Annotated in this window: 19 protein-coding genes; 12 read left to right on the top strand and 7 right to left on the bottom strand. The window is 42.6% G+C overall.

The window, feature by feature from the left end:
* Nucleotides 1-14 precede the first annotated feature (14 nt).
* The 3 genes from L4D09_RS07505 to L4D09_RS07495 form a co-directional block, all read right to left on the bottom strand.
* The gene (locus L4D09_RS07505; protein ID WP_428456871.1) at nt 15-2,162 is read right to left on the bottom strand and encodes a peptidase domain-containing ABC transporter; all 2,148 of its coding nucleotides are present in this window, start codon (nt 2,160-2,162) and stop codon (nt 15-17) included.
* A 3-nt stretch (nt 2,163-2,165) separates the two neighbouring features.
* On the bottom strand, nt 2,166-3,821 hold the full coding sequence (locus tag L4D09_RS07500) for an ABC transporter transmembrane domain-containing protein (protein WP_428456870.1): 1,656 nt from the start codon (nt 3,819-3,821) through the stop codon (nt 2,166-2,168).
* A 171-nt stretch (nt 3,822-3,992) separates the two neighbouring features.
* Nucleotides 3,993-4,646: a GNAT family N-acetyltransferase gene (locus L4D09_RS07495; RefSeq protein WP_428456869.1), complete on the bottom strand. Its 654-nt coding sequence runs from the start codon at nt 4,644-4,646 to the stop codon at nt 3,993-3,995.
* A gap of 272 nt (nt 4,647-4,918) precedes the next feature.
* Between L4D09_RS07495 and L4D09_RS07490 the strand changes: the two genes are divergently transcribed.
* The 8 genes from L4D09_RS07490 (at nt 4,919) to L4D09_RS07455 (ending at nt 11,533) form a co-directional block, all read left to right on the top strand.
* A complete protein-coding gene (locus tag L4D09_RS07490; RefSeq protein WP_428456868.1) occupies nt 4,919-6,502 on the top strand; it encodes a cytochrome ubiquinol oxidase subunit I in 1,584 nt (527 codons plus the stop codon).
* An 11-nt stretch (nt 6,503-6,513) separates the two neighbouring features.
* The gene (gene cydB, locus L4D09_RS07485; RefSeq protein ID WP_428456867.1) at nt 6,514-7,650 is read left to right on the top strand and encodes a cytochrome d ubiquinol oxidase subunit II; all 1,137 of its coding nucleotides are present in this window, start codon (nt 6,514-6,516) and stop codon (nt 7,648-7,650) included.
* 11 nt (nt 7,651-7,661) lie between these two features.
* Nucleotides 7,662-7,772, top strand: coding sequence for a CydX/CbdX family cytochrome bd oxidase small subunit (locus tag L4D09_RS07480; protein ID WP_428456866.1), 111 nt, complete (start codon nt 7,662-7,664; stop codon nt 7,770-7,772).
* A 298-nt stretch (nt 7,773-8,070) separates the two neighbouring features.
* Nucleotides 8,071-9,027, top strand: a complete 957-nt coding sequence (locus tag L4D09_RS07475) for an MBL fold metallo-hydrolase (RefSeq protein WP_428456865.1) — start codon at nt 8,071-8,073, stop codon at nt 9,025-9,027.
* Nucleotides 9,017-9,328 carry a hypothetical protein gene (locus tag L4D09_RS07470; protein ID WP_428456864.1) on the top strand — a complete coding sequence of 104 codons (312 nt, stop codon included), beginning with the start codon at nt 9,017-9,019 and terminating at the stop codon, nt 9,326-9,328. Before L4D09_RS07475 ends, L4D09_RS07470 begins: the two co-directional genes overlap by 11 nt.
* Nucleotides 9,316-10,155: an MbnB/TglH/ChrH family RiPP precursor modification enzyme gene (locus L4D09_RS07465; protein ID WP_428456863.1), complete on the top strand. Its 840-nt coding sequence runs from the start codon at nt 9,316-9,318 to the stop codon at nt 10,153-10,155. The genes L4D09_RS07470 and L4D09_RS07465 overlap by 13 nt, the downstream gene beginning before the upstream one ends.
* Nucleotides 10,156-10,197: 42 nt before the next feature.
* The gene (locus tag L4D09_RS07460) at nt 10,198-10,902 is read left to right on the top strand and encodes an HvfC/BufC family peptide modification chaperone (RefSeq protein ID WP_428456862.1); all 705 of its coding nucleotides are present in this window, start codon (nt 10,198-10,200) and stop codon (nt 10,900-10,902) included.
* Between the two features lie 43 nt (nt 10,903-10,945).
* On the top strand, nt 10,946-11,533 hold the full coding sequence (locus L4D09_RS07455) for an HvfX family Cu-binding RiPP maturation protein (protein ID WP_428456861.1): 588 nt from the start codon (nt 10,946-10,948) through the stop codon (nt 11,531-11,533).
* A gap of 76 nt (nt 11,534-11,609) precedes the next feature.
* Here L4D09_RS07455 and L4D09_RS07450 read toward each other — a convergent pair whose 3' ends face one another.
* Nucleotides 11,610-13,976: an ATP-dependent helicase gene (locus L4D09_RS07450; protein WP_428456860.1), complete on the bottom strand. Its 2,367-nt coding sequence runs from the start codon at nt 13,974-13,976 to the stop codon at nt 11,610-11,612.
* A gap of 203 nt (nt 13,977-14,179) precedes the next feature.
* Here L4D09_RS07450 and L4D09_RS07445 point away from each other — a divergent pair, with 203 nt between their 5' ends.
* Both L4D09_RS07445 and L4D09_RS07440 read left to right on the top strand, forming a co-directional pair.
* Nucleotides 14,180-15,283: a phosphoribosylaminoimidazolesuccinocarboxamide synthase gene (locus L4D09_RS07445; RefSeq protein WP_428456859.1), complete on the top strand. Its 1,104-nt coding sequence runs from the start codon at nt 14,180-14,182 to the stop codon at nt 15,281-15,283.
* A gap of 235 nt (nt 15,284-15,518) precedes the next feature.
* Complete coding sequence (locus tag L4D09_RS07440) at nt 15,519-17,387, top strand: methyl-accepting chemotaxis protein (protein ID WP_428456858.1); 1,869 nt, start codon at nt 15,519-15,521, stop codon at nt 17,385-17,387.
* Between the two features lie 22 nt (nt 17,388-17,409).
* Here L4D09_RS07440 and L4D09_RS07435 read toward each other — a convergent pair whose 3' ends face one another.
* Nucleotides 17,410-18,279, bottom strand: a complete 870-nt coding sequence (locus tag L4D09_RS07435; RefSeq protein ID WP_428456857.1) for a LysR family transcriptional regulator — start codon at nt 18,277-18,279, stop codon at nt 17,410-17,412.
* 100 nt (nt 18,280-18,379) lie between these two features.
* Here L4D09_RS07435 and L4D09_RS07430 point away from each other — a divergent pair, with 100 nt between their 5' ends.
* Complete coding sequence (locus L4D09_RS07430) at nt 18,380-19,339, top strand: nitrilase family protein (RefSeq protein ID WP_428456856.1); 960 nt, start codon at nt 18,380-18,382, stop codon at nt 19,337-19,339.
* A gap of 448 nt (nt 19,340-19,787) precedes the next feature.
* Nucleotides 19,788-21,383: a BCCT family transporter gene (locus L4D09_RS07425; protein WP_428456855.1), complete on the top strand. Its 1,596-nt coding sequence runs from the start codon at nt 19,788-19,790 to the stop codon at nt 21,381-21,383.
* A 92-nt stretch (nt 21,384-21,475) separates the two neighbouring features.
* Here the strand turns inward: L4D09_RS07425 and L4D09_RS07420 are convergent, their stop codons facing one another.
* Together L4D09_RS07420 and L4D09_RS07415 are read right to left on the bottom strand one after the other, a co-directional pair.
* On the bottom strand, nt 21,476-22,264 hold the full coding sequence (locus L4D09_RS07420) for a DsbA family protein (RefSeq protein ID WP_428456854.1): 789 nt from the start codon (nt 22,262-22,264) through the stop codon (nt 21,476-21,478).
* Between the two features lie 213 nt (nt 22,265-22,477).
* A complete protein-coding gene (locus tag L4D09_RS07415) occupies nt 22,478-24,025 on the bottom strand; it encodes an alanine/glycine:cation symporter family protein (protein ID WP_428456853.1) in 1,548 nt (515 codons plus the stop codon).
* Between the last annotated feature and the right edge of the window lie 25 nt (nt 24,026-24,050).

The following is a 24,050-nucleotide window of genomic DNA, read 5'->3' as shown; positions in this document are numbered from 1 at the left end:
TCCCTTTCACATAGCTATTTTATTTGTTTAGCCAAGCTTGTTATGACCTTATCGGAGGCTCCGAAATATTTTTGATTGCCCATTTCATCCAATAACAATGCTTTATCCGACAACCTTAGATATTCGGTATTACGCGTCGCAACGACAACTGTGGCACCACGGCTCAACTCTTTTAATTTGGCTCTAAATTGATAACTTGACTCGACATCTAATCCCAAGCCTGGCTCATCTAAAATCACTAACCCACTGCGTTTACAAAATGCCATTGATAATTTTAATCTCACTTTTATGCCGCTAGGCAAAGCATCAAGAAATAGTTTATCGAGAACAGTTTCAATACCATGAGGTAACCATTTATCTAATCCAAAGCTATTTAACGCACTTTCCATGGTGTGATCATCAACATTACTAACAGCTAGCATGAAGTTTTGACGTACTGTGCAGTTATATAACCATGTATCTTGTGGAATATACGTTATCGCATTACGGTAAACATACGATGGAAATTGCTGAAGGTTATAGCTATCCACCACCACTTTGCCCTGATAGTTATCATACAGACCCGCGATAATGCGCAATAACGTTGATTTCCCCGAACCGCTGGGGCCAACAATTGTTACAATGTCACCCTTGTAAAAGTTGGCATTTATTTGGGACAGCCCTGTACTTGTTCCTGCATAACGGTAGTTAATATTCAATAATTCAACGTTGCCATCCAGTTGTTCAATAGGCAGTGTATTGCTCAGTGATGCTCGCTCATCATCTAAACCCATTAAGCGATTAACTTGATGCCCTGATATGGATAACTGCTTCATTCGAATAATGGTGTTATAGATAGCTTGAAGTGGACCAAGCGCTTTCCAGACCAGCATCACCATGGCAATCATCACACCCGGCTCAATTTCTTGAGCTAAAACACCTTCAACCGTTACGACAATGCTTAGAACACCAATAAATTGCGTCAAAAATGCGCCGAAGTCACCAATAAATCCTTGCAACCCTGCTAGTCGATAACTGTCTTTTGCTGACTGCCCATTAGCTATATCAAACCTGACCTTCAATATTTGAGCTAGGGGCAATGATTTTATTCCCCGCAGGTTGCTGAGTATTTCAAACCAACTACTTTGCTTATTACTATTCGCTCTCGATGACTTCATCATCTGTGATTGGTATTGGAAACGCGCATAAAATCCAAAGCCAATAAATAACACAATACCACCCAGTGTTACTAAAGCAGCAGAACCAGCTAACACGACCAAAGCACCAATGAAGATAACGATGAAAGGTAAATCAAGGTACGCCAACGTACCTGTACTTGTGACCAACTTACGAAATTGGTCAATATCTTTAACGCGGGCAATTTGGTTGGTTACTCCCGCATTTTTTATCAGTCGATACGGCAGCCAAATCAGCTTACAAAACACCTCATAAGAAATCGTTTCTGCCAGCTCACGTCCAGAAGAGGCAAGTATACGTAATCGAATGTTTTTTAACGCAAACTCAAATGTACAAGCGACCGATGCACCAACCGCTATCCACCCTAAAGTACTTAAACTGCCACTGGTCAGAGCCAAATTATAAATACTCATGATATAAAGCGGAGTTACTAACCCCATAAGGTTAATGAAAAAACTCAGTAACAATAAAAGGTTTATCTCTGTTTTATAGCGAAGAAAAGCATGCTTAAGCCAATTGCTTTTATCCGCTGTTTGTGGAGGTGGCTCTTTATAATAACGCGAGTAATCATCAATGAAGATAATATCAACTGTGTATTCAGGAATTGAAAAATTTTCTAACTGCCCTGAATAAGGGTCCCAAATAACGGCGTTACCTTCACTATATTCAACCACGAGCCCTTCAACACCGTTGCCTTCAATATAAAAAGGCACCGTCATATTCTGGTAATGTTTAAGGTTGATTGTTTCTTGTGATGTTTTATAGCCTAATCGGCTAAATGTTTTTTCGATATTCGCAAAGTTACTCTCTTCTTCTAAAATGATAAAATCGGCTAGCTTTTCTGCTGTGCCTTCCCAACCAATTGCCACCAACCAAGTAGACATTGTTGATACGAGTGGATTCTTTTCATTAACCTGCCCTATCCAACTGTGGTTGAATGTTTTCAGTCGCTGGCTAACATCGGCTATATTGACAAAACCCTGCATCGACTAGCCCTCAACGCTGATAACAAGATCAGCATTATTAATAATGATTGGGTTATGCGTTGACACCACAAAAATGTGTCGAGAGGAAAAGGTTCTAATTACTTGGTCTAGAGACCGTATGTAATCTTCATCGGATATCCAATCAACGTTATCAAGTAACACCACATGACTACCATTTACAATGGCCTGAACAATTAACAAGCTTTGAGCGATTTTATTCGGGACCGTGTTTTTCAATCCATTAGTGACTTGCGTATAAAAGCCCTTTGATAATAAATTAATTTCATCTCGAATTTTAAACGCATCGCATATAGCTAAAGCTAACGAATTTAGGTGAGGTCTAAAGCACGTTAAATTATCGATAATCGATGCTGTAATGAAATCGGTGTCTTGGTCAATATAGGTTACCCTTCGGTTCCAGTCACTTTCGTCATATTGCTGTAAAGCTCGCCCAGCGATCATAACTTCGCTGGTGTTTGCAAAGTCATGTCCCGCTAAACGTGTTAGCCAGCGGGTTTTCCCTGAACCGTTACTGCCCGTGACACAGACCAGCATACCTGGGGTTAATTGATACTGACGTAAGTCATCAGCCCCACTGACCTGCGTAACCGTTAATTCAAAATTGTCAGCTAACGTATGAGTGCGATCTGTCTCGCCACTATCAAGACTAAGTACCTGCTCTATTTCATGTTTATAGATTTTGTGCTGTTTATAGCGAGACCAATAAGAGAAGGATTGCTGTAACGGGCCACTAAAGCGATTCATTAGCATAACAATCGCGGCCATTGCACCTTGTGATAATTCCCCTTGAATTACCAAACCTGCACAAACTACGACCTGAACAATAACGGCTAACCCTGAAATATATTGTGTACGATTATCCTGTTCGCCAACTTGCAGAGTATGGTTGAAGTTAAGCAGTTCACGCTGMTTAAATAACGGCCTGAGCCAATTTTCAATCCTTGATTCCATCGCATAGCCTTTCAGCGTATCGACCGAACGGATGACCTCGATTAGTCTGGAGTTTGCATTCGATTCAAGTTCACGCGACTGCTGTAGAACCTTCTGTGTCTTTTTATCGGAAATACGATTCATTACTGCCAAGCAAATAATGACAATAATAGGGACAACCAAGGCGAGTGGCTCCATCAAACCAATAATGATTGCCGTAATACAGGCAGAGAAAGCATTAATATGAGCAACCAATGACTGACCAGAGTAGAACTCTTTTAATTCACCGACATCCCTAACGGACTCTAAATAAGCACCTTGCTCCCGCTTAAAATATTGCGATAAATTTGCATTGAGAATGGCACTGAACATTCTCTCATGCATCTTCATTTCAAAATTTACGGCTGCGTAATTAATGATTTTCTTTTGCAGCGTTTTGATCAGAAGCTCTAATAAGCCGACAACTACCAGAATCATAAAGATTGAATATAGTGTTGACCGGGTTTGGTTAGGGACGACTCTATCGTAGAGCATCAGCATAGAAAGCGGTAACGCAAGCCCAGTAATAGTAAGCATGACCCCTGTCATGACAACCATTAGCTTATCGGTGAACGCTTGCTTACCTTCCTGACCAAGCAGCCCCTTATCACGCGCTTCCCCATCAATATTATCAGGCTCAATGATGCCTTTTGCTACATTCTCAGTCACGGTTTATTCCATCCATAGTTCAACCATAATTAACCTGGCATCTATGTATAGAATTTTAGAACGATATAAAAAATATGATAATAAAGTGATGATATTTTTGACAAAATATGAGCTGTATCATATTGCTGACAAAGCGAGTAATAACGTTATGAGAGGTGAAATATAGAAAAGTTACTGCAAGCTTTCAACAAAGATCATCGGCTCATGATATTTCACGTCAATGCCATCGTCTTGTAACTCATCAATCAAGTCATCACTCATCTCGACAAACGTTTCGCTCAAAAAATCACAGATCGCCTCACCACCTTCAGAAATAGCCAACGCTGAAAACCACAACTTCAGGCTTTTATTTTTTGCGGCTAAACAGCGATGAAGGCGCTCGCAATCCAAACGGGCAATATCAACAATGGTTAACGCTAAATATGTCGCTAAGCCTTGCTCACGAAATGACTCACTGACATAGATGGTATGTAGCACAACCTCGTAGAATAAGTCAGAGTGGCTGGCTAATCGTTTTGGATCATCAAGATAGCGGCTAAATGTCGCAACACCGGCTAAACGGCCTTGAAGGTATAGCTCTAAAACTACATCGTTTTCGCCTGGGGTCTGGTGCTTAACCGATGATTCTAGCTGACACTCCAACGCCAATTGCCTGACTTGGTGATACTCCTGTTCGAAGCTACGTACTTCATGGCTTAATTGCTCTAGCGGCTTTACTAGCAAGGTGCAGTTCGCCACAGCTCCAGATGAACCTGAAAGTATTAAAGGGATATTTTTAAGTGGCGTTAGCACTAGCTCATCATGATTCAACATCGCAACTTTCACACAGGTTTACTATTAAAAAAATCTTTTCAAAGTGTACCAAAGTACGGTTTCACAGTAGCTTGATGTAGATAAAGTTGTGAGACGGATTGGGTTTTGTAGGTGTATGAAGCATCACTAGTTAAAATTAACTTAACTTATGATTATATATGTTTGACTACCCTTAACGTGATCGCAGCATTACCATTCCTCCGTTCTATCTGTCGCTCAACACATAGAGCAAACCCACAATAATAAAGCAATATTCCGTCAATCAGCCTGACGGGGAGGAAATCATGCTCACAGAAGTAGCTGAACTATCACGATTACAGTTTGCCAGTACGGCACTGTTTCACTTTATATTCGTACCCTTAACCATAGGGTTAGTTGTTCTGCTCGCAGTAATGGAAACACTGTACGTCATTACTGATCAGCAAATATACAAAGACATGACCAAGTTTTGGGGGAAACTATTTGGTATTAACTTTGCCATTGGTGTCGCTACAGGCCTGACAATGGAGTTCCAATTCGGGACTAATTGGTCATATTATTCGCATTACGTTGGGGATATTTTCGGTGCTCCGCTCGCGATTGAAGCCCTTGTTGCCTTTTTCTTGGAATCAACACTTGTTGGCCTTTTCTTCTTTGGCTGGGATCGCTTATCAAAGCGCCAGCACTTAGCGATTACTTGGCTAACTGCGTTAGGCTCAAACTTCTCAGGGTTATGGATTTTGATGGCCAATGGTTGGATGCAAAATCCTGTTGGCGCAGAGTTCAACTTTGAAACCATGCGTATGGAAATGGTCGACTTTTCAGCCGTCATCTTCAATCCCGTCACTCAAGTGAAGTTTTTGCATACTGTCTCTGCCGGTTATACCACTGGTGCCATTTTTGTCATGGGCATCAGTGCCTATTACCTATTAAAAGGCCGAGATATCACTTTTGCTCGTCGCTCATTTGCTGTTGCCTCTGCATTTGGTCTGGCCGCTATACTTTCCACACTGATGCTTGGTGACGAGTCTGGCTATGAACTTGGCGATGTACAACAAACTAAACTCGCGGCTATCGAAGCTGAGTGGCATACCGAAGAAGCACCAGCATCCTTCACCCTGTTTGGTTTTCCGAACCAAGAAACCATGGAAACCGACTACGCGATTAAGATCCCTTACCTGATGGGCATCATTGCCACCCGCTCACTCGACGAGGAAGTGCTGGGTATTAATGATCTAATGAAACTTAGTGAGGCAAGGATCCGTAACGGTATGATTGCCTATGGACTGCTTGAAAAGCTGCGAAATGGTGACAAAACACCGGAGAACATTCAGGCTTTTGATGCCGTCAAAAAAGACTTAGGTTACGGCTTACTATTAAAGTCTTACACCGATACTGTCGTCGATGCTACTGAGGAACAAATCCAACAAGCAACCAAAGACACCATTCCACAAGTTGCCCCTCTATTCTGGAGCTTTAGGATCATGGTTGCCTGCGGCATGCTCATGGTATTCCTATTTGTTACAGCCTTTTGGTATAGCTGTCGCCGTGATCTCACCAAGCAACCTTGGCTACTCAAACTGGCACTGATTTCCATTCCACTACCGTGGATTGCAAGTGAAGCTGGTTGGATAGTTGCTGAATATGGCCGCCAGCCTTGGGCTGTTGGTGAGATTCTACCGGTTAACATGGCAGCATCTCAGCTTGAGCCTAGCCAAATCATGGTATCGATAGCGATGGTATACGTCTTGTACTCGCTGTTCTTCGTCATTGAAACATTCCTAATGATCCGCTTTGCCCGTTTAGGGCCAAGTGCCATCAAAACTGGCCGTTACCATTTCGAGACAACGCCTGAATCAAAGTCTCTAACCACTGCAGTTAACCAATAAGGCGGGATGTTATGTTCGACTATGAAACACTTCGATGTATTGCCTGGGCTATTATTGGGCTTTTGCTTATCGGATTTGCCATCACCGATGGTTTTGATATGGGCGTCAGCGCCCTACTCCCTATTCTGGGAAAAAGTGAAAATGACCGCCGAATCATGATTAATACAGTCGCACCTCACTGGGATGGTAACCAGGTTTGGTTAGTTACTGCTGGGGGGGCTATTTTTGCGGTCTGGCCATTAGTCTATGCTGTATCTTTTTCAGGGTTCTACTTTGCAATGATATTGGCATTAGCAGCACTCTGGCTACGCCCTCTTGGCTTTGATTACCGTTCTAAAATTGATAGTCCAACTTGGCGTGCGACTTGTGACAAGGCTTTATGTATCGGCGGTTTAATCCCTACCGTTATTTTTGGCGTAGCGTTCGGCAATCTATTACAAGGCGTTCCTTTTGAGTTGAATGAACTTCTCATAACAACTTATAAGGGTAGCTTCTTTGAATTATTAAACCCGTTTGCATTACTTTGCGGCTTAGTCAGCCTTTGTATGATTTTGACTCAAGGTGCTACATGGCTTCAAATGAAAACCACAGGTACATTGCATCAACGAGCTAGCTCGTTTAGTCAATTATCTGCATTCGCCACGTCTACGTTATTTTTTATTGCTGGCATATGGGCTTACAACTTAGATGGCTATATGATTACCAGCCCTATCATCACCGATGCAGCAGCTAATCCTCTCAATAAAGAGGTCAGCATCATTGCACACGGCTTATTTAAAAACTTTGGCCAATTCCCAGTACTGTGGCTTATTCCAGCAGTAGCTGTGATAGCCCCAAGCATTTCAGCGATTGCAACAAGGGGGAAAAAAGACGGCACTGCATTTCTGATGTCTAGCCTGACGGTTGCTAGTGTCATACTTACAGCAGGCATAGCCTTATTCCCATTTATTATTCCATCAAGCCTCGATCCCTCTCAAAGCCTCACCATATGGGATGCCACATCGAGTGAGAAAACATTGGGTATCGTTACAGTGATATCACTGGTCATGGTACCAATCATTATTGCTTACACCTTATGGTGTTACCGCAAGATGTTTGGCCGCTTAGATGAACAATATATTGAAAAAAACAAAACAAGTTTGTACTAGGGGAAATCAACATGTGGTATTTGATCTGGGTTTTAGGGTTACTTTTTGCCAGCTTTTGTGGGGCTATGAATGGCATGCGAATGGAGCGTAAAGAGCGTTCTTGGCAAGACAACCCTGAATAAAAACTCGCTAACGACAAAGCAAATAAGTACTCACACACTAATGATATGAGTACCAATAATAAAACTCGCCGCTTGGCGAGTTTTTTATTGTCCCAAAGTCATGCTCCCCTAATAAACCAATCGTTATTGGCTAACATTACACAGTGTTTAAATGTTTTTTAACGAGTAATTAAATACAATCAAATATACTTAAATACACATATCTCTTATCTTAGCCCCACGCTTTGACCGACATCAATAAAACCCTGTTTATTGCATGCATCCGACAAAGCTCTCTTGAACTAGAAAGGTATGTGCTATGAAATTCAAACTTAAAACAATACTTGTTGCGACAGGCTTATCCATCGCTTCGAGCATGTCTTATGCCATTCCATTAAAACCTGTTGATACCGATTTCACTTTACAACTTCTAGGCTCTGGCGGCCCAATCTCTGATGATGCACGTGCATCTTCTGGTGAAGTAATTTGGTGGAAAGGTAAATCTAAAATATTAATTGATGCTGGCGCAGGTGTGTATTTACGTTTAGGTCAGTCAGGCTCCCGCATGGAAGAGTTAGACTTCCTTGGTGTTACCCACTTTCATACCGACCATGTCACTGACTTACCCGCCCTTCTTAAAGGCGGCTACTTCTTTAACCGTACATCTACCTTAGCCATTGCTGGGCCAACAGGAAGTCAACCATTTCCTAGCCTAACCAATTACATGGATGCACTGTTTAACCATGATAAAGGCGCATATGCCTACCTAAATGGGATCTACGATGGCAGTGATGGTCTATTCCCCGTATCACTACAAGATGTTGACTATCAAAAAACAGAACCTACCAAGGTATACCAAGAAGACGGCCTGACCATTTACGCCAAAGGTATTCCTCATGGTGATGTACCAACAGTGGCCTACCGTATCGAATCCGACCAAGGTGTCATTGTTATTTCAGCCGACCAAAACGGCACCGATGAAAGCTTTATCGACTTTGCCCAAGGCGCTGACATGTTAGTCATGCCAATGGCTATTGATGAAAGCGCAGATGCGATCTCAGCCTTCATGCATGCAACGCCTTCTGCCGTTGGCAAAATTGCTCAAGCCGTCAACCCAAAAATGTTGGTACTTAACCACTGGATGGGTAAAGGCTTAGTGTTAAAAGATGAAGACATTGAGATTGTCAAAAAATACTACAACGGCCCTGTTTACGCTGGTCGCGACCTATCAAGTTATCCAATGAGTGCAATCACGGAGCATAGCAATGAACAATAAAATCGCCCTATCTATCGCAATGACATCAGTACTGGCTTTTAACACCGCTGCTGTACAGGCCTCGCCACAAGAAAGCGCTCCTGTCGTAAAAGAAGCGAGCAGCAATAACGGCGGTAAATGTGCAAGTGGTAAATGTGGTACTGAAAAAATCTTTGCCAAAGTTGAGCTTAATTCAGACCCACAAGACAAATTAGTGCGTTCACGTGATGGTAAATGCGGCATATCTGGCCAAGGTTTAGCACCAGCTAAAGCGAATGTGGCACAACCAGGTAAATGTGCAGGTGGGTTATGCGGGCAATAACACCGTTTAGCAAAGGGATAGGTTTGCGCAGCGAGCACATGAATGTGCTCTCTCAGCAGCCGAGTCACGAATCGATAGACTTTCTTGAGCTTGCACCAGAGAACTGGATGAATCTTGGTGGAATGAAAAAAGAAGCACTCGATGCGATTGCAGAAAAATACCCTTTGGTTGCCCACGGTCTAAGTTTATCCATTGGTGATACTCAGCCTTTGAATATAGACTTTATTAAGCAAGTTGGTGTATTTCTTGACCGTTATAATATTGATATTTACAGCGAGCATTTAAGTTTTTCTCGTGACCAAAATGGTTATCTTTATGATTTACTTCCGATACCTCGGCATAAAGAAAACCTTATGTATTTATCAGATCGGATCAATACAGTACAGGATATATTACAGCGTCCATTGGTATTAGAGAATATATCGTATTACTACAACTACCCTGGTGATATACCAGAAGCTGAGTTCTTTTCACGGTTAGTTGAAAATACACATTGTGAACTGTTGCTTGATATTAATAACGCCTATGTTAATGCAACCAATCATACTTATGACGCATTGGAAATGATAAAGGGGCTACCATCTGATGCCATCCGTTATTTCCATATCGCTGGACATCTAAAACAAGATGATAACTCTTTGCTCGATACGCATGGAAAAGAAGTAACGAATGATGTCATTGAATTCGCTAAAGAGGTGATTGATCACCACGGCCCGCGTGCAATGTTATTAGAGCGAGATCATTTCGTTCCCTCTTTAGAAGAGCTTACAGATGAGCTAACTCATATTTATGATTACGCAGTGACTTCTAGTCGCCAAAACACCTAGGTAGGTCAGATGCATTGTCCACCCAACAATATGCAGATATTAATGCAAACTTTCGCTGACGGTGTACGTCATACACACACACCTCAGGCAAAGAGTATTTCGCAATATCATGAGTTCATTAGAAGCAATGTGCACAGTGTTGTCACCCAAACATTTCCTTTGTTCAGTCAATTAATAACTGAAACTACTATGGAGGATTGGGTCACTCGTTTTCTGTTACGCAGCCAAGCAGTAGAGCCTGAGTTCCACCATATTGCGACTGAGTTTGTACGCTTTGTGCAATCTGAAAACCGTACATTGCCCTCACAGCACGTTACTGTATTGGAATATGAATGGGTTGTCTTCAACACGGAAATTAATGCCGAGAGAGTCACGTTACCAGCAGTGCAATTACCAAAATCATTCTCTGCTGAATGGCTATTTAATTGCGAAATTGAAATAAACCCAACATTGCAGCTTATTGAAGTGCCATTTCATATTAAAAATAATGAGATTGATTTCATTAATGAAAATGAGCCACTACAAGCTTATGCTGTTTATCGAAATACAATGCATCAGGTTTTATCGCAGCCGTTGACCACAAACGACCGACTTATATTGGCATCGTTATACCAATATAAATCTATCCGTTTTGAGGTACTAAATAGCGACGTTAATGATTACTTACCAATTAACAGCATCGTTAATTGGATTAAACACTTTAACCAAACAGATCTTATTAGAGTCAAAGAAGTATCGGATATATAAATTCGCTAATTAGCTCTAATCAATATTTAATAGGAGATCAATCATGATCCAAAAAATCAGTTCATTCTTTGATGGCATTTTTGAAAAATGCAAACGCTTCGACTTTATTGCACTATTAGGCGTAAGACTATTTTTATTACCTGTAATATATGAAGGTGCTCATTCAAAAGTGCTTGGGTTCAACGGTACCGTTGAGTTTTTTGCCTCGTCCAAAGCAGAGGGGGGCTTAAACTTACCTTTTCCTGAATTATTAGCATTCTTAGCCACTGCAACAGAAGTCTCTGGTTTAATCTGTATTGCGTTAGGGCTATTTACCCGCTTAATTTCGATTCCGATGATGGTGGTAATGACTGTTGCCAGTGCCATGGTTCACTGGAGCCACGGTTGGCTGTCCATTGCTTCAAACGATATGGAATCGGCGGCACGCTTTAATAACTTTATCATTTGGCTAGCTGAAAACTTCCCAGGTCGTTATAACTACATTACTGAACTAGGTGACCCAGTGATCCTTAATAACGGTATGGAGTTCTCAATTACCTACTTCGTTATGCTACTTGTCTTGTTCTTCTACGGCGGTGGTCGTTATGTAAGTGCAGACTATTGGCTACACAAAGCAGTGAATAAAAAATAATAATTAATCTCGGAAGAGAAACAAATACTAGTCAGTATAAAAAGGAAGCCGTTGTATAACAACGGCTTTTGTTTATCTAACGCCTTACTCGACTCCGAGCATTCGATGCAACTATTAAACGATTAACCAATACCTTCTTCTTAGTCTCGCTTGCCGCTTTTAGCTCACGGATAATCCGGCTAATTTCAGTATCAAGATATTTAGCGGTTTTGCTTCGTACCATCGCAGTAATTACCTTGTCTGCATTATCTGGCAACGGCTGCATTAATGCCCATTTGTAACTGTAGTTATTATCAGCAATGTTTTGCGCTTCACTGTAAATCGACGTTTTTGGTATCACTACATCTTCAGCCCGACCTAAACGTCGACAATATTCTTCCACGACTGGGCTGCGATAAAATGGTAGCTCCCCTTCGCTATACAGCTTCGGCCCAAGTTCTTGCGCTATCGTCACCTTTGACTCCATCACAAAGCGACTGGCGTTCGTTACTTTCGCTGACGGCTTTTCTGGCGCTGAATAATAAATACATGCCTTTTGTTTAGCTCTTGTCATGCCGACATAGGCCAACCGGCGCTCTTCCTCAATATCGGCACCAATACTACCTGACGATTTGTTCATGTATGGGAAAGCATCTTTATCCCAGAACGGTAAATGCACCTGCTCGTATTCGCAGCCTTTAGCTCGGAAAATTGTGGTTAATTGAACACTCTCTTGTGCATTCTCGCCTTGTTGACCGTTATTTTTACTTGAACCATTCTGAAGCCCTGACTGATAGGTGTAGTACTCGAAATATTGCAGCGCTTTAGCACAGTCTTGATCCATACTGTCGAGCACGGTACTTACACTGTCTAACCGCTCGATTGCTTCTTCTATTTCGCTTGCTGTCGCTTCAGTTTTCCAAATCCAAGTATCGAGGCCACTTTCTTTTCGATATTGTTTATAAACATCTGCCGCTTTAAGGCTGCCTTTACGCATAAGCCGCGCCAGCAGTTCAAGACGCTCGGTTAAGGTTTCCAACTTAAGCGTTGGATTAGCTTTTTCATAACGGCCAATAAATGTCAGCCATGCCGTCGGCTCCATACCCGCTAATTGCTCACATAATGGCTTCAAGGTTTTATTTGGGACATAACAATGTGGAAAACCCATAACACTGAATAACAAGGCAGATTTTTGTTGTGGTGCTTGCTCTTGAAAACGCCCCGTTGCTAGCGCCATCAATTCCATCAATAACTTTACTTCTCGACTATTCGCTAATACCGAAGGCACTGGCATATGGTATGGCACTTTCTTACTAAGAAACGCCAACTCAAATAACAGGGTTTGAGACCAACGACGGACCAGAATGGCAACCTCAGACGGTTTACCACCATCTTGAAGGTAATCTTGAATAGATTGGGCGACTTCCCCCACCTGCCGAGCTGAACCGCATTCAATGACTTGAGTATCTTTCACACCCTCGCAAGATGTTGTTAAGAAATCGCTGAAGCGCTGCTTGTTATTAGCAATAAGATGGCTTGCCGCAAGTGCAAGGCTATGGCCAAAACGGAAGGTTTGCGACAAGGTGTAGGTTTTGGCTGGAGCAAAGCTCTCATCAAAATCCAGCATAAACTGCGGGGCACTTCCGCGCCATTTGTAGATACACTGGTCAATATCACCCACAGCCACTAGCTGTGTGTTATCGCCCAACAACTGTTTGAGTAAGCGGTATTGCGCCGTGTTAATATCCTGAAATTCATCAACAACCACCAGCTTGCAGTGCTGATGGTAATGCTGGCGAATCGCATCGTTACCTTCCAGTAGCTTTACTGTTTCAACCAACCAGTCATCGAAGAACAAAGTACGCTGCTGCTTTCTCAACTCTTCAAACTTTTCATAACCATCGATGATAAACAGGTAATCACGGTTTATTTCTGCCAACTTGAAAACTTCATAAGGCGACAACATGTATGCCTTCACCAAGCCAATGAAACTCAGCAGCAGTTCAATGGTTTTCGGATCTTTAATAACCTGCTGTCGTTGATAGGTTTTCTCAAGACCTGCAATCTCTCGAAGAATCCCCTTCACTAACGCCTTATCACTCTCACCACTTTGATAATCGACACGAAAACCTGTGTCGCGCAAAAAACCGGTTTGGTTAAGAAACTTCAAACAAAAACTATGAAATGTATGCACAGGTACAGGCTGCTCTATGCCAGCCGTCTGTAGTTTGGCTTGAAAATCGGTACGAATATCCCGATTAAACATCATTACCAGCATTTCTTGAGCATTTATGGTGGTAAGTTTTTGTTCAATTAACCCAACCAGTGTGGTGGTTTTCCCTGTCCCCGCCCCTGCGATACAAAGTGCATTGCCATCTTGATGTTGTATGAATGCTGATTGTTCAGTGGTGTAACGGGTCATAACAGGCCTAACGGGAAGAAAACAGGATAGTGATTCTGCCACAGTTCTTGCTTTGCTCGTGAAGAAAATTCGAGCAGTTAAACCATATTCTCATATCGGTGTAAYATTATTTTGCGCAATCGTTTGCCTTTCTTGCTGAAAGGCTACGATTCTTCTGCTATTATCGCCTAAAATTCGTTGCGTACTGGGCAACTTACCCTGCGTTAACATGCTTTCTTCGTTATCTTCTGAAATAGGAATTCGCCATGAGCCTTGCTGATCAAGTTCTCGCTGTAAATGATGACCTGCCAATCCGTACCGACAAACCCGTTCACAGTGGTAAGGTACGTTCTGTATACTGGTTAACTGAGGCCGACAGCCGCCGCCTAATCGAAGAGAAAGGATACAACGTCAAACCTGATGCGCCACTTGCTATCATGGTGATCAGTGATCGTATTTCTGCATTTGACTGTATCTGGCACGGTGAAGGTGGCTTAAAAGGTGTTCCGGGAAAAGGGGCTGCCTTAAACGCGATTTCAAACCACTGGTTCAAGTTATTCCGTGAAAACGGATTAGCTGACAGTCATATTCTTGATATTCCCCACCCATTTGTTTGGATTGTTCAGAAAGCTAAGCCCGTTATGGTTGAAGCGATTTGTCGTCAGTACATTACTGGCTCAATGTGGCGTGCTTATAGTAAAGGTGAGCGTAACTTCTGTGGTATTGAACTGCCAGAAGGCCTGAAAAAAGATCAGAAGTTACCTGAACTACTCATGACCCCTTCAACCAAAGGGATCTTAAAAGGTATTCCAAATGTACCTGAAGTAGATGATGTCAACGTCACTCGCCACGATCTTGAAGCGAACTATGAAGCATTCAATTTCCGTAGCACGGATGATATAGCCCACTACGAGAAGCTATTGCAGGAAGGCTTCAATGTGATCAGCAAAGAACTTGAAGATATCAATCAAATCTTTGTTGATACCAAGTTTGAGTTTGGCTACGTCACCGATGCTGCAGGTCAGGAAAAGCTGATTTACATGGACGAAGTAGGTACACCAGACTCTTCTCGCATCTGGGATGAATCCGCTTACCGTGACGGCAAGATTGTCGAAAACTCAAAAGAAGGTTTTCGCCAGATGTTACTTAACCACTTCCCTGATCCAGACATTCTATTAAATAAAGATCGCATGGAAGAACGTTTCGCCTTAGCACGCGAAAATGAGCTCCCGGTTGAAGCATTGATGGAAGTATCGAAGGTTTACACTGGGATTGCGGAAAAAGTAACGGGTCAAAAGATCGTTCTTAGCGAAAATCCAAAAGCAGAAATTGTCGAAGTGCTTCGTGAGCAATACGGTCTAATCGACTAATTGGCTTACCCGATACTCCTCTGATACGAAAAGGTAGCGTAAGCTACCTTTTTTCTCTTTGTTCTAGCGAATTAACAGCAGACTCGTTCGATTTATCCACTCCCCCCTATGGCATTGCTAGCTAGTCCCAAAAAATTAATGCGCCAGTTCACAATATTATAGAATTATCATTAACACTTTTGTTACCATGCCGACACAATATACAAACTAACCACCTGTACTTTAGAGGGATCGTATGAAGTTCAGTTATAAAGTTGTTGCTACTTCATCAGCAATACTATTAGCAGCCTTGTCGTTGCTATCCATCAACCAATATTTCAATACCAAAAAATACATCGAATCTCATATCACCCAAAGCACGAATGAGATTGTCAGCGGTGTGAGCAATACGGTTAATGCAGAGCTTTCGAGCAGTAAATCACTCGCTACCTATATTGCAAGTATGGTGAGTGATGATCTGAGCTTGGAGAGCATTCACTCCGTAATTGACAAGCCGATTGTTAAGCAATCATTTGTGCTTACTGGGCTAGGGTTTGAAAATGATGGCAGCTTCACCAGCAACGATCCTAACTGGAATCCGGGTGAAAATTGGGAGCCTCGTGCTCGACCGTGGTACATCGATAGTAAACAAGCACGTGATGTCATTATAACGGCTCCTTATACCGATGCCGTCACCAATGAGTTGCTAGTCTCAATTGCCAGTCCTTTAATGACTAATAATCAATTCCAAGGCGCGATCTTCTTTGATATGCCCCTGACTAGCTTGGCTGAGTTAGTTAACCAAATCAATTTATTCGATGCTGGCTATCTCTTCATTGTTTCGGAAAAAGGCACTGTTATTGCCCACCCAAACAGCGATTACAATGGAAAACCGATGTCATCATTCCTTGGTGAGCACTCAATTTCCACACAAATGAAAAACATTGAGTTAAACGGCGCACCAAGCAAGCTATCCTTTACTAAAATTGCCGGACAGGAATGGTATATTGGTGCAATTCTTGATGAACAGCGCGCATTTGCTGCCGTAAACCAGCTTCGCACAGAGGCCATTATCTACTCTTTAGTCTCCCTTCTAGCTGGTATTATTGCGTTGTTATTACTAATTAAAGTATTAATGCGACCATTAACCAACCTTAATACTGCAATTGAAGATGTCGCAACAGGTCAAGGGAACTTAACCCGCCGTCTCGATACCAATACCGATGAAGAGTTTGCCGCACTTGCCAAAGGCTTTAATGCTTTCAGCGAGAAAATTCAAAACCTTATCATTGAGTCAAAATCACTGAGCAATGATATCCTCGCAGGCACAGAACAAAATGCTGTAGGTGCTCAACAATCTACAGTTGCCATGGCTTCACAGTTAAAAGAGCTCGACCAGCTTGCCACGGCAATGCATGAAATGGCCGCCACATCAGGTGAAGTTGCCAATAATGCACAAGGCGCAGCAACTGCAGCTCAGCAAGCTGACGTCGCCGTTCAAGATGGCGGAAAGATTGTTTCACATACCGCTGTAGCTATCTCTGAACTATCCCAACAAATTGATGATGCGGTTGAGGTTGTACTTCAACTTGAAAGATCGACTGGTAATATTGAATCAATCTTAAAGGTAATTAATGAAATTGCCGATCAAACCAACTTACTGGCTTTAAACGCAGCAATTGAAGCAGCGCGTGCGGGAGAGTCTGGACGTGGGTTTGCCGTTGTTGCCGATGAAGTTCGGACACTCGCTCACCGTACCCAACAATCAACCACTGAAATTCGACAAATGATTGAACAGCTGCAATCTGGCGCACAGTCAGCCGTTTCCGTCATGGAGCAAAGTAAGCACACTGCGGTAACAACAGTGGACAAATCTAAAGAAGCCGATGGCGCATTAATTAAAATAAGCGATGCGATTCAACAGATAAACGACATGAATTTGCAAATTGCTTCCGCAGCTGAAGAGCAGAGCTTGGTCGCAGAAGAAATTAATACCAACACACTTAATATCAAGGAACTCAGCGTCGAAGTTGCCACAGCAGCTCAAGGGGCAGAAGAAGCCTTAAAGGCACAAACACAAAAAGTGAAAGAGCAAGATTCAGTCTTGAATAAGTTTGTTGTTTAACCGTTAACTTTGCGGCAGCTCCCTATTGGGAGCTGTCTTTTACAAGCTGTATAAACTTCTCACGCGTTGGGTCTGACAACCTATCGTTCCATATCAACCCTATATCCCACACCGTATAATCACCATTTAACGTAATGAAACGAATATTCACAGGGCTGATTGCCTTCGTGCTTGAGGGCACGATGGTATAACCCAGTCGAGCCGATACCAGTGCAAGAAGCGTTAGTATGTCATCAGCTTCTTGCTCAACGTTCAATGTCTGTTCTGATTCATATAGAAATCGTTCAATATACTGGCTAAGGCCTGGACCTCGTGCGGGGTTGAGCCGCAAATAATCAAGACGAGAAAGTGATGACCATAAATCGTTTTCGTCAACCAACTCATCCTGATGTACCGCAATGACAAGCTTATCGGTGCAAAGAGGTATCCCTTTAAGTGGCAGGTCAACAGGTAAGCGATTGAAACTAAGTTGAAGATCGCCTGATAGCAATGAATCTATTTGATATWGTGATGGCGTATCATTCAATGTGATATGTACGTTCGGGTAACACTGCTTAAATGCGGCAATACATTGTGGTGCCTGATGGTATGTTGAAATACCAAAGCCGATATTGAGGTAACCTTGCGTCCCCTCTGCAACAGAACGTGATAACGACTTAAAGCTATCAAAGTGCGTAACCATACGCCTCGCCTCAGGTAACAAGGTTTTACCAACTTGCGTTAACGCAGCACCATGCCTTCCCCGCTCAAACAGCGCTGCATCCATATATTCTTCAAGCCGTTGAATCTTTTTCGTTAATGCAGACTGCGTGATGAAAAGGTGTTCAGACGCAACCCGGTAATTACTATCTTCTGCTAACTGACAAAAAGCTCGAAGCTGATCGATATCCATTCCATTAGCTCATTAAAATAAGAATTTTATTCATTATAAGGAATGAGTGTTTTTTTCTAAACTGGCTCCATCACGTTTCATGTTAATCAGGAGCCTTATAATGAAAGATGTACGCGTTGCTTCCGTCCAGTTTAACCACCATGCTGGCGATAAAGACTATAACCTCTCTGTCATCCAACACTATGTAGAAAAAGCGTCACAGCAAGGTGTAGAAATTATCGTATTTCCAGAGATGTGTATAACAGGCTATTGGCATGTGTCTAAACTCGAGAAAGCTGACATCGAAGCACTGTCAGAGCCGGTGCCACAAGGTAATTCCACTCAATATTTACAGGCGCTTGCAACTAAGTTTAGGATGAGTATCGGCGCTGGCCTGATTGAAAAAAACGATGACGGGAAACTCTATAATACGTTTGTATTCGCCATGTCAGATGGAACCATTGCCAAGCACCGTAAACTCCATACTTTTGTTAGTAAACATATGGATAGTGGCAGCGACTACACCGTATTCGACACCCCTCATGGCTGTCGTGTGGGTATTCTTATTTGTTGGGATAACAACTTGGTTGAAAATGTACGTATTACCGCATTGAAAGGTGCCGATATCCTCATTGCTCCTCATCAAACCGGGGGATGCCAATCACGAAGCCCGAATGCAATGAAAGGGATTGATCCTCAGCTTTGGTATAACCGTAAAATTGACCCTGATGCGATTCGTGCAGAGATGCAAGGTAGCAACGGACGCCAATGGTTGATGCGCTGGTTGCCAGCACGAGCACACGACAACGGAATGTTCCTTATTTTCAGCAATGGTGTTGGCGTGGATGTAGATGAGGTACGTACTGGCAATGCAATGATCCTAAGTCCATATGGTGAAACAATCGCAGAATCAGACAGCTTTGAAGATGATATGGTCATTGCTGATCTTAAAGCAAAGGAGCTAGAGATGTGTACTGGTCGACGATGGATCCGTGGGCGACGACCAGACTTATACCAACCTTTAACAGTGCAAAGCGGGAACGAACTATCACCTTTTGATGCCCGATTTGCTGATAAGTAAAATCAGACTCCGTTTATACTCAAGCAACAACACAGCTGCAGGTGATAATACCTGCAGCCAATAAAACAGTACCCCACACCCTTCAATTCTTTTCGCCTACCGCTTCGTTAAACGCCATACACGCACGGGTTCCCCTCCGCCAAGCGGTAACATTTCACCAAAGAAATGCATCAATATCGTTTACCACAACACAAATCACTGCAACAAGTCATCAAGCCAAATCATTAGACCACAATTGATTAGTCCTCATAACATCCCACCAAATCCCCACCCCACTTCAACAGTAACAACTATGCAAAAATTAAGAGTATTTGTGATCACACCCTTATATTGTTACCATACCACCGAAAAATTTGCTTAGAGGTCTAATCATATTATTAGATAATAACCATTAAACCTCTCAGTTTTCAGCAAAAAACCATTAAGGATAAAACGTTTACGTTTATTTATGGATAGTAAATTTAAAAAATACAGTATTGACACGACCGACTATCAAGTTGGTCAGGACAACATACAAAAATGGGGTTTTGATATACATAACCCAGTATTCGGCATCAGCGCAGGATTGATCATTTTCTTCCTGACGACCCTCATCATTGTTGACCCTGGCACAGCAAAAGATGCGTTAAATAGCTTAAAAAATGGCATCATTGAGAGTTTCGATTCACTCTTCATGTGGTCAGCCAACTTCTTTGTTCTTTTCACGCTAGCATTGATTTTCTCTCCATTTGGCAAAATCCGCATTGGTGGTAAAGAGGCCAAATCAGAACACTCCACAGCATCTTGGTTGTCGATGCTATTTGCAGCAGGAATGGGTATTGGCCTTCTTTTTTGGGGGGTCGCCGAGCCAGCAGCTTATTTTACTGATTGGTGGGGAACGCCTTTCAATGTCGAACCATATACTGAAGAAGCAAAAGCGTTAGCAATGGGCGCGACGATTTTCCACTGGGGTATTCACGGTTGGTCAATCTATGGAATCGTTGCATTATCACTCGCTTTTTTTGCTTATAATAAAGGATTGCCATTATCAATTCGTTCTGTTTTCTATCCAATTTTTGGTGATAGAGCATGGGGCTGGCTGGGTCACACCATTGATATCATGGCGGTGTTGGCTACGCTATTTGGCTTAGCAACCTCTCTTGGTTTAGGCGCTCAGCAAGCGACAAGTGGTATTAATCACGTCTTTGGTACTGATGGTGGCATTGGCATGCAGTTAGCGGTGATTGCATTTGTTACTTTAATTGCTGTTTTTTCCGTTATTCGCGGCATTGATCACGGTGTGAAAATGCTGAGTAAAGTGAATATGTTTTTCGCATTTGCTTTGCTCATTTTCGTGGCCTACGTTAGCTTTGATATTGTTATAAGCTCAGTGCCTTCAACGCTTATGGCCTATGTAGAAAACATTGTTGCATTTAGTAACCCACATGGGCGAGAAGATACAACGTGGATGCACGGTTGGACAGTATTCTATTGGGCATGGTGGATTTCATGGTCACCATTTGTAGGCATGTTTATTGCCCGTATTTCCAAGGGTCGAACAGTTCGTGAGTTTTTGACTGCCGTCATCTTTATTCCTTCATTAGTGGTTATCGTTTGGATGGCAATTTTCGGCGGAATCGCAATTGACCAACTAATGAATCAAGTTGGCGAACTTGGTGCTAATGGTTTAAATGATATTTCGCTGACGCTTTTCCATGTTTATGATGCGTTACCGTTTGGTTCTGTTCTTTCAGTTCTTTCAATTCTATTAGTGTTGATATTCTTCATCACCTCGTCAGATTCTGGCTCGCTGGTTATCGACAGTATTACATCTGGCGGTAAGATAGATGCCCCCGTTCCGCAAAGAATCTTTTGGGCAACCGTTGAGGGGGCTATCGCTGGCGCTATGCTCTGGATTGGTGGTGCAGAAGCGCTACAAGCGCTGCAGTCAGGTGTTGTCACAACCGCACTGCCCTTTACATTTGTTTTATTGTTAATGTGTGTCAGCCTGATTAAAGGCCTAAACAGCGAACGTTCGGCTTACCAAGCACATGCTACCGCATAACTTGCTTTCATCGCTTTATCAGTCGTAAAAAAGGGCTAGCATACGCTAGCCCTTTTTATTTCTTCACCAGATTATTATAAGGCTGATAAATATTACTGCTGTGCTAGCTCTACCGCTTGCTGCAACTTATCGGCTTCTACATAACCGCCAAGTACTGTCACATTGTCAATTGACGCGCCTGATGTCGGCATAACAACATACGCAGGCGTACCACTGAAACCAAGTTGCTGTGCCAAGTTTACAGACTTAGTTAGTTCATCTGACCATGCACTTAAATCTTCTATTTTCATGTCAACGCCGGCTTCAGACGCCAAATTTAAAAGTACTTCTTCAGTTAATGGATTGCCCTGCTGCGCTGACTCCATCATGCTATGGTGGAAAGCTGTAAACCCTTCTTCTCCCTGCTGCTTAAAGACTTCAAGACTCGCTTGCGCTGCAGTATTTGATAGCGGAGAACGCTTGGCTAAAACGGGGAAGTTTTTCACTAGTAGCTTAGCGTCAGAGTTTGCTTCAAGCACAGACTCAACGACAGGTGATGCTTTAATACAGTACGAGCATTGGTAATCTAAAAACTTAATGATTGCAACTTTCGCGTCCTTACTGCCTTCAAAAGGCGTGGTTTCATTTTCAAGCAATGCCGCTTCAAGCTTCACAGCTTGCTCAACTTGCATCTGATTCATTCGTGCTTGTTCGCGAGCTTTTAACTCGTTACTTGCAGCGATAAGTACTTCTGGGTTGTTTACTAAGTACTCCATTGCCACTTTACCAATTTCTTGTTTTTCAGCATCAGTAAAAAGAGACGTTGCAGTTGTATCATTGGCAGCAAGTGCCGTGGTTGAAAGTGACGCGAATACAAGGGCAGCAAGTGTACGTTTAATCATTCTAATGACCTTTATGGTTGTGATTGACCAACTAACCATAAAGGTTGGAGCTAACACCAAGGTCAATGTGATTTACTGGCTGAACATCACATTCCTTGAAAATGCATCCCTAGAAAGCCTATTCCGAGAAAGTCTACTCCAAGAAAGCCCTATACCCAGAAAATAATAAAGGGCTAGCCGAAGCTAACCCTTTGCAACATGTACTTTATTAATCTATGCCGTTGGTTTTACAGGCTCTCCCTGCTCATCACCACTATCAGCAACTGGCTGAGATCCACCTTTCAGTCTCTTTTCCCAGTAGTCAGCATTTTTGATGCCTAGCTTAACAGGGTCAAAGGTAAACTCTTTAACACCAGCTTTCTGCTGCTCTTCGTAATCTTTCAGTGCTTTTAGCGCTGGCTTAGATAGGAAGAAGATAATCAAAATACCGACAATGTTTAGCCATGCCATTAGGCCAACACCTACATCACCCATTGCCCATGCTAAGTTCGCCGCTTTCACAGTACCGTAGAACACAGAAGCAACTAGGATAATTTTCAGAATAAACATCATACCCGGTACTTTCACAGTACGGCGGATATACGCAATGTTGGTTTCAGCAATGTAGTAGTAAGCCAGAATGGTAGTAAAGGCAAAGAAGAACAAAGCAAATGCAATGAACGGTTTACCGATACCTGGCATCGCGCTTTCAATCGCCATCTGTGTAAACACAGGACCATTAGCACTAATATCAGACGCAAGGTTCTGAACCAAGAACACACCTTCAGCACCACCGTGTACGTTATAAGCACCAGTGATAATAATCATAAAGGCCGTCGCGGAACATACTAGCAATGTATCAATATAGATTGAAAACGACTGAACTAAACCTTGCTGTGCAGGGTGTTGGACATCTGCAGCAGCTGCTGCATGAGGACCTGTACCTTGACCAGCTTCGTTAGAGTAAATACCACGCTTAACACCCCAACCAATTGCAGCACCAACACCAGCCATTGGCGAAAATGCATCACCAACAATCATTCCGAACACTGTTGGAACCATATTGATGTTTAGTAGGATAATAATGAACGCGATAATGATATAAGCCAATGCCATAAATGGCACAACAATCTGTGTGAAACTTGCAATACGTTTAACGCCACCAAAAATGATGAATGCCAGAATCACTGAAACAAAGGCACCCGTTACAATTTTTGCAAGGCTAAACGTACCAATGGTTGTTTCAATCATACCGCCAGTACCGAATGCCGCTTCAACCGCGTTACCGATACTGTTGGATTGAACACCTGGAAGTAGTACACCACAAGCGAAGATAGTCGCGATAGCAAAAACCCATGCATACCACTTCTGACCCATCGCCTTTTCAATGTAATAGGCGGGACCACCACGGAACTGACCGTCTTCATCTTCTTCTTTGTAGATCTGAGCCAGAGCAGATTCGCTGTATGCAGTTGCTGCACCAAGAAATGCAACTACCCACATCCAAAAGACTGCACCTGGTCCACCGAAACCGATAGCCGCAGCAACACCTGCGATATTACCAGTACCAACTCGTCCAGAAAGGGAAACGGCTAATGCTTGAAAAGAGGAAATACCCTGTGCTGAACTTTTACCTGATAACAATAGTCGCCACATCTCTCTGAAGTGACGAATTTGCACGAAACGTGTTGTGATGGAGTAAAACAAACCGGCGCCTAGGCACAAATAAATCAGTACCGGACTCCAAATTATTCCATTTAAAAAATCTACTAACGACTGCATTAATAACTCCCTGTCTGCTTGGCTA

The sequence above is a fragment of the Photobacterium makurazakiensis genome (genome assembly GCF_050336715.1).
Lineage (GTDB): Bacteria > Pseudomonadota > Gammaproteobacteria > Enterobacterales > Vibrionaceae > Photobacterium > Photobacterium makurazakiensis.
This window is presented reverse-complemented; position numbering and strand designations above follow the sequence as displayed.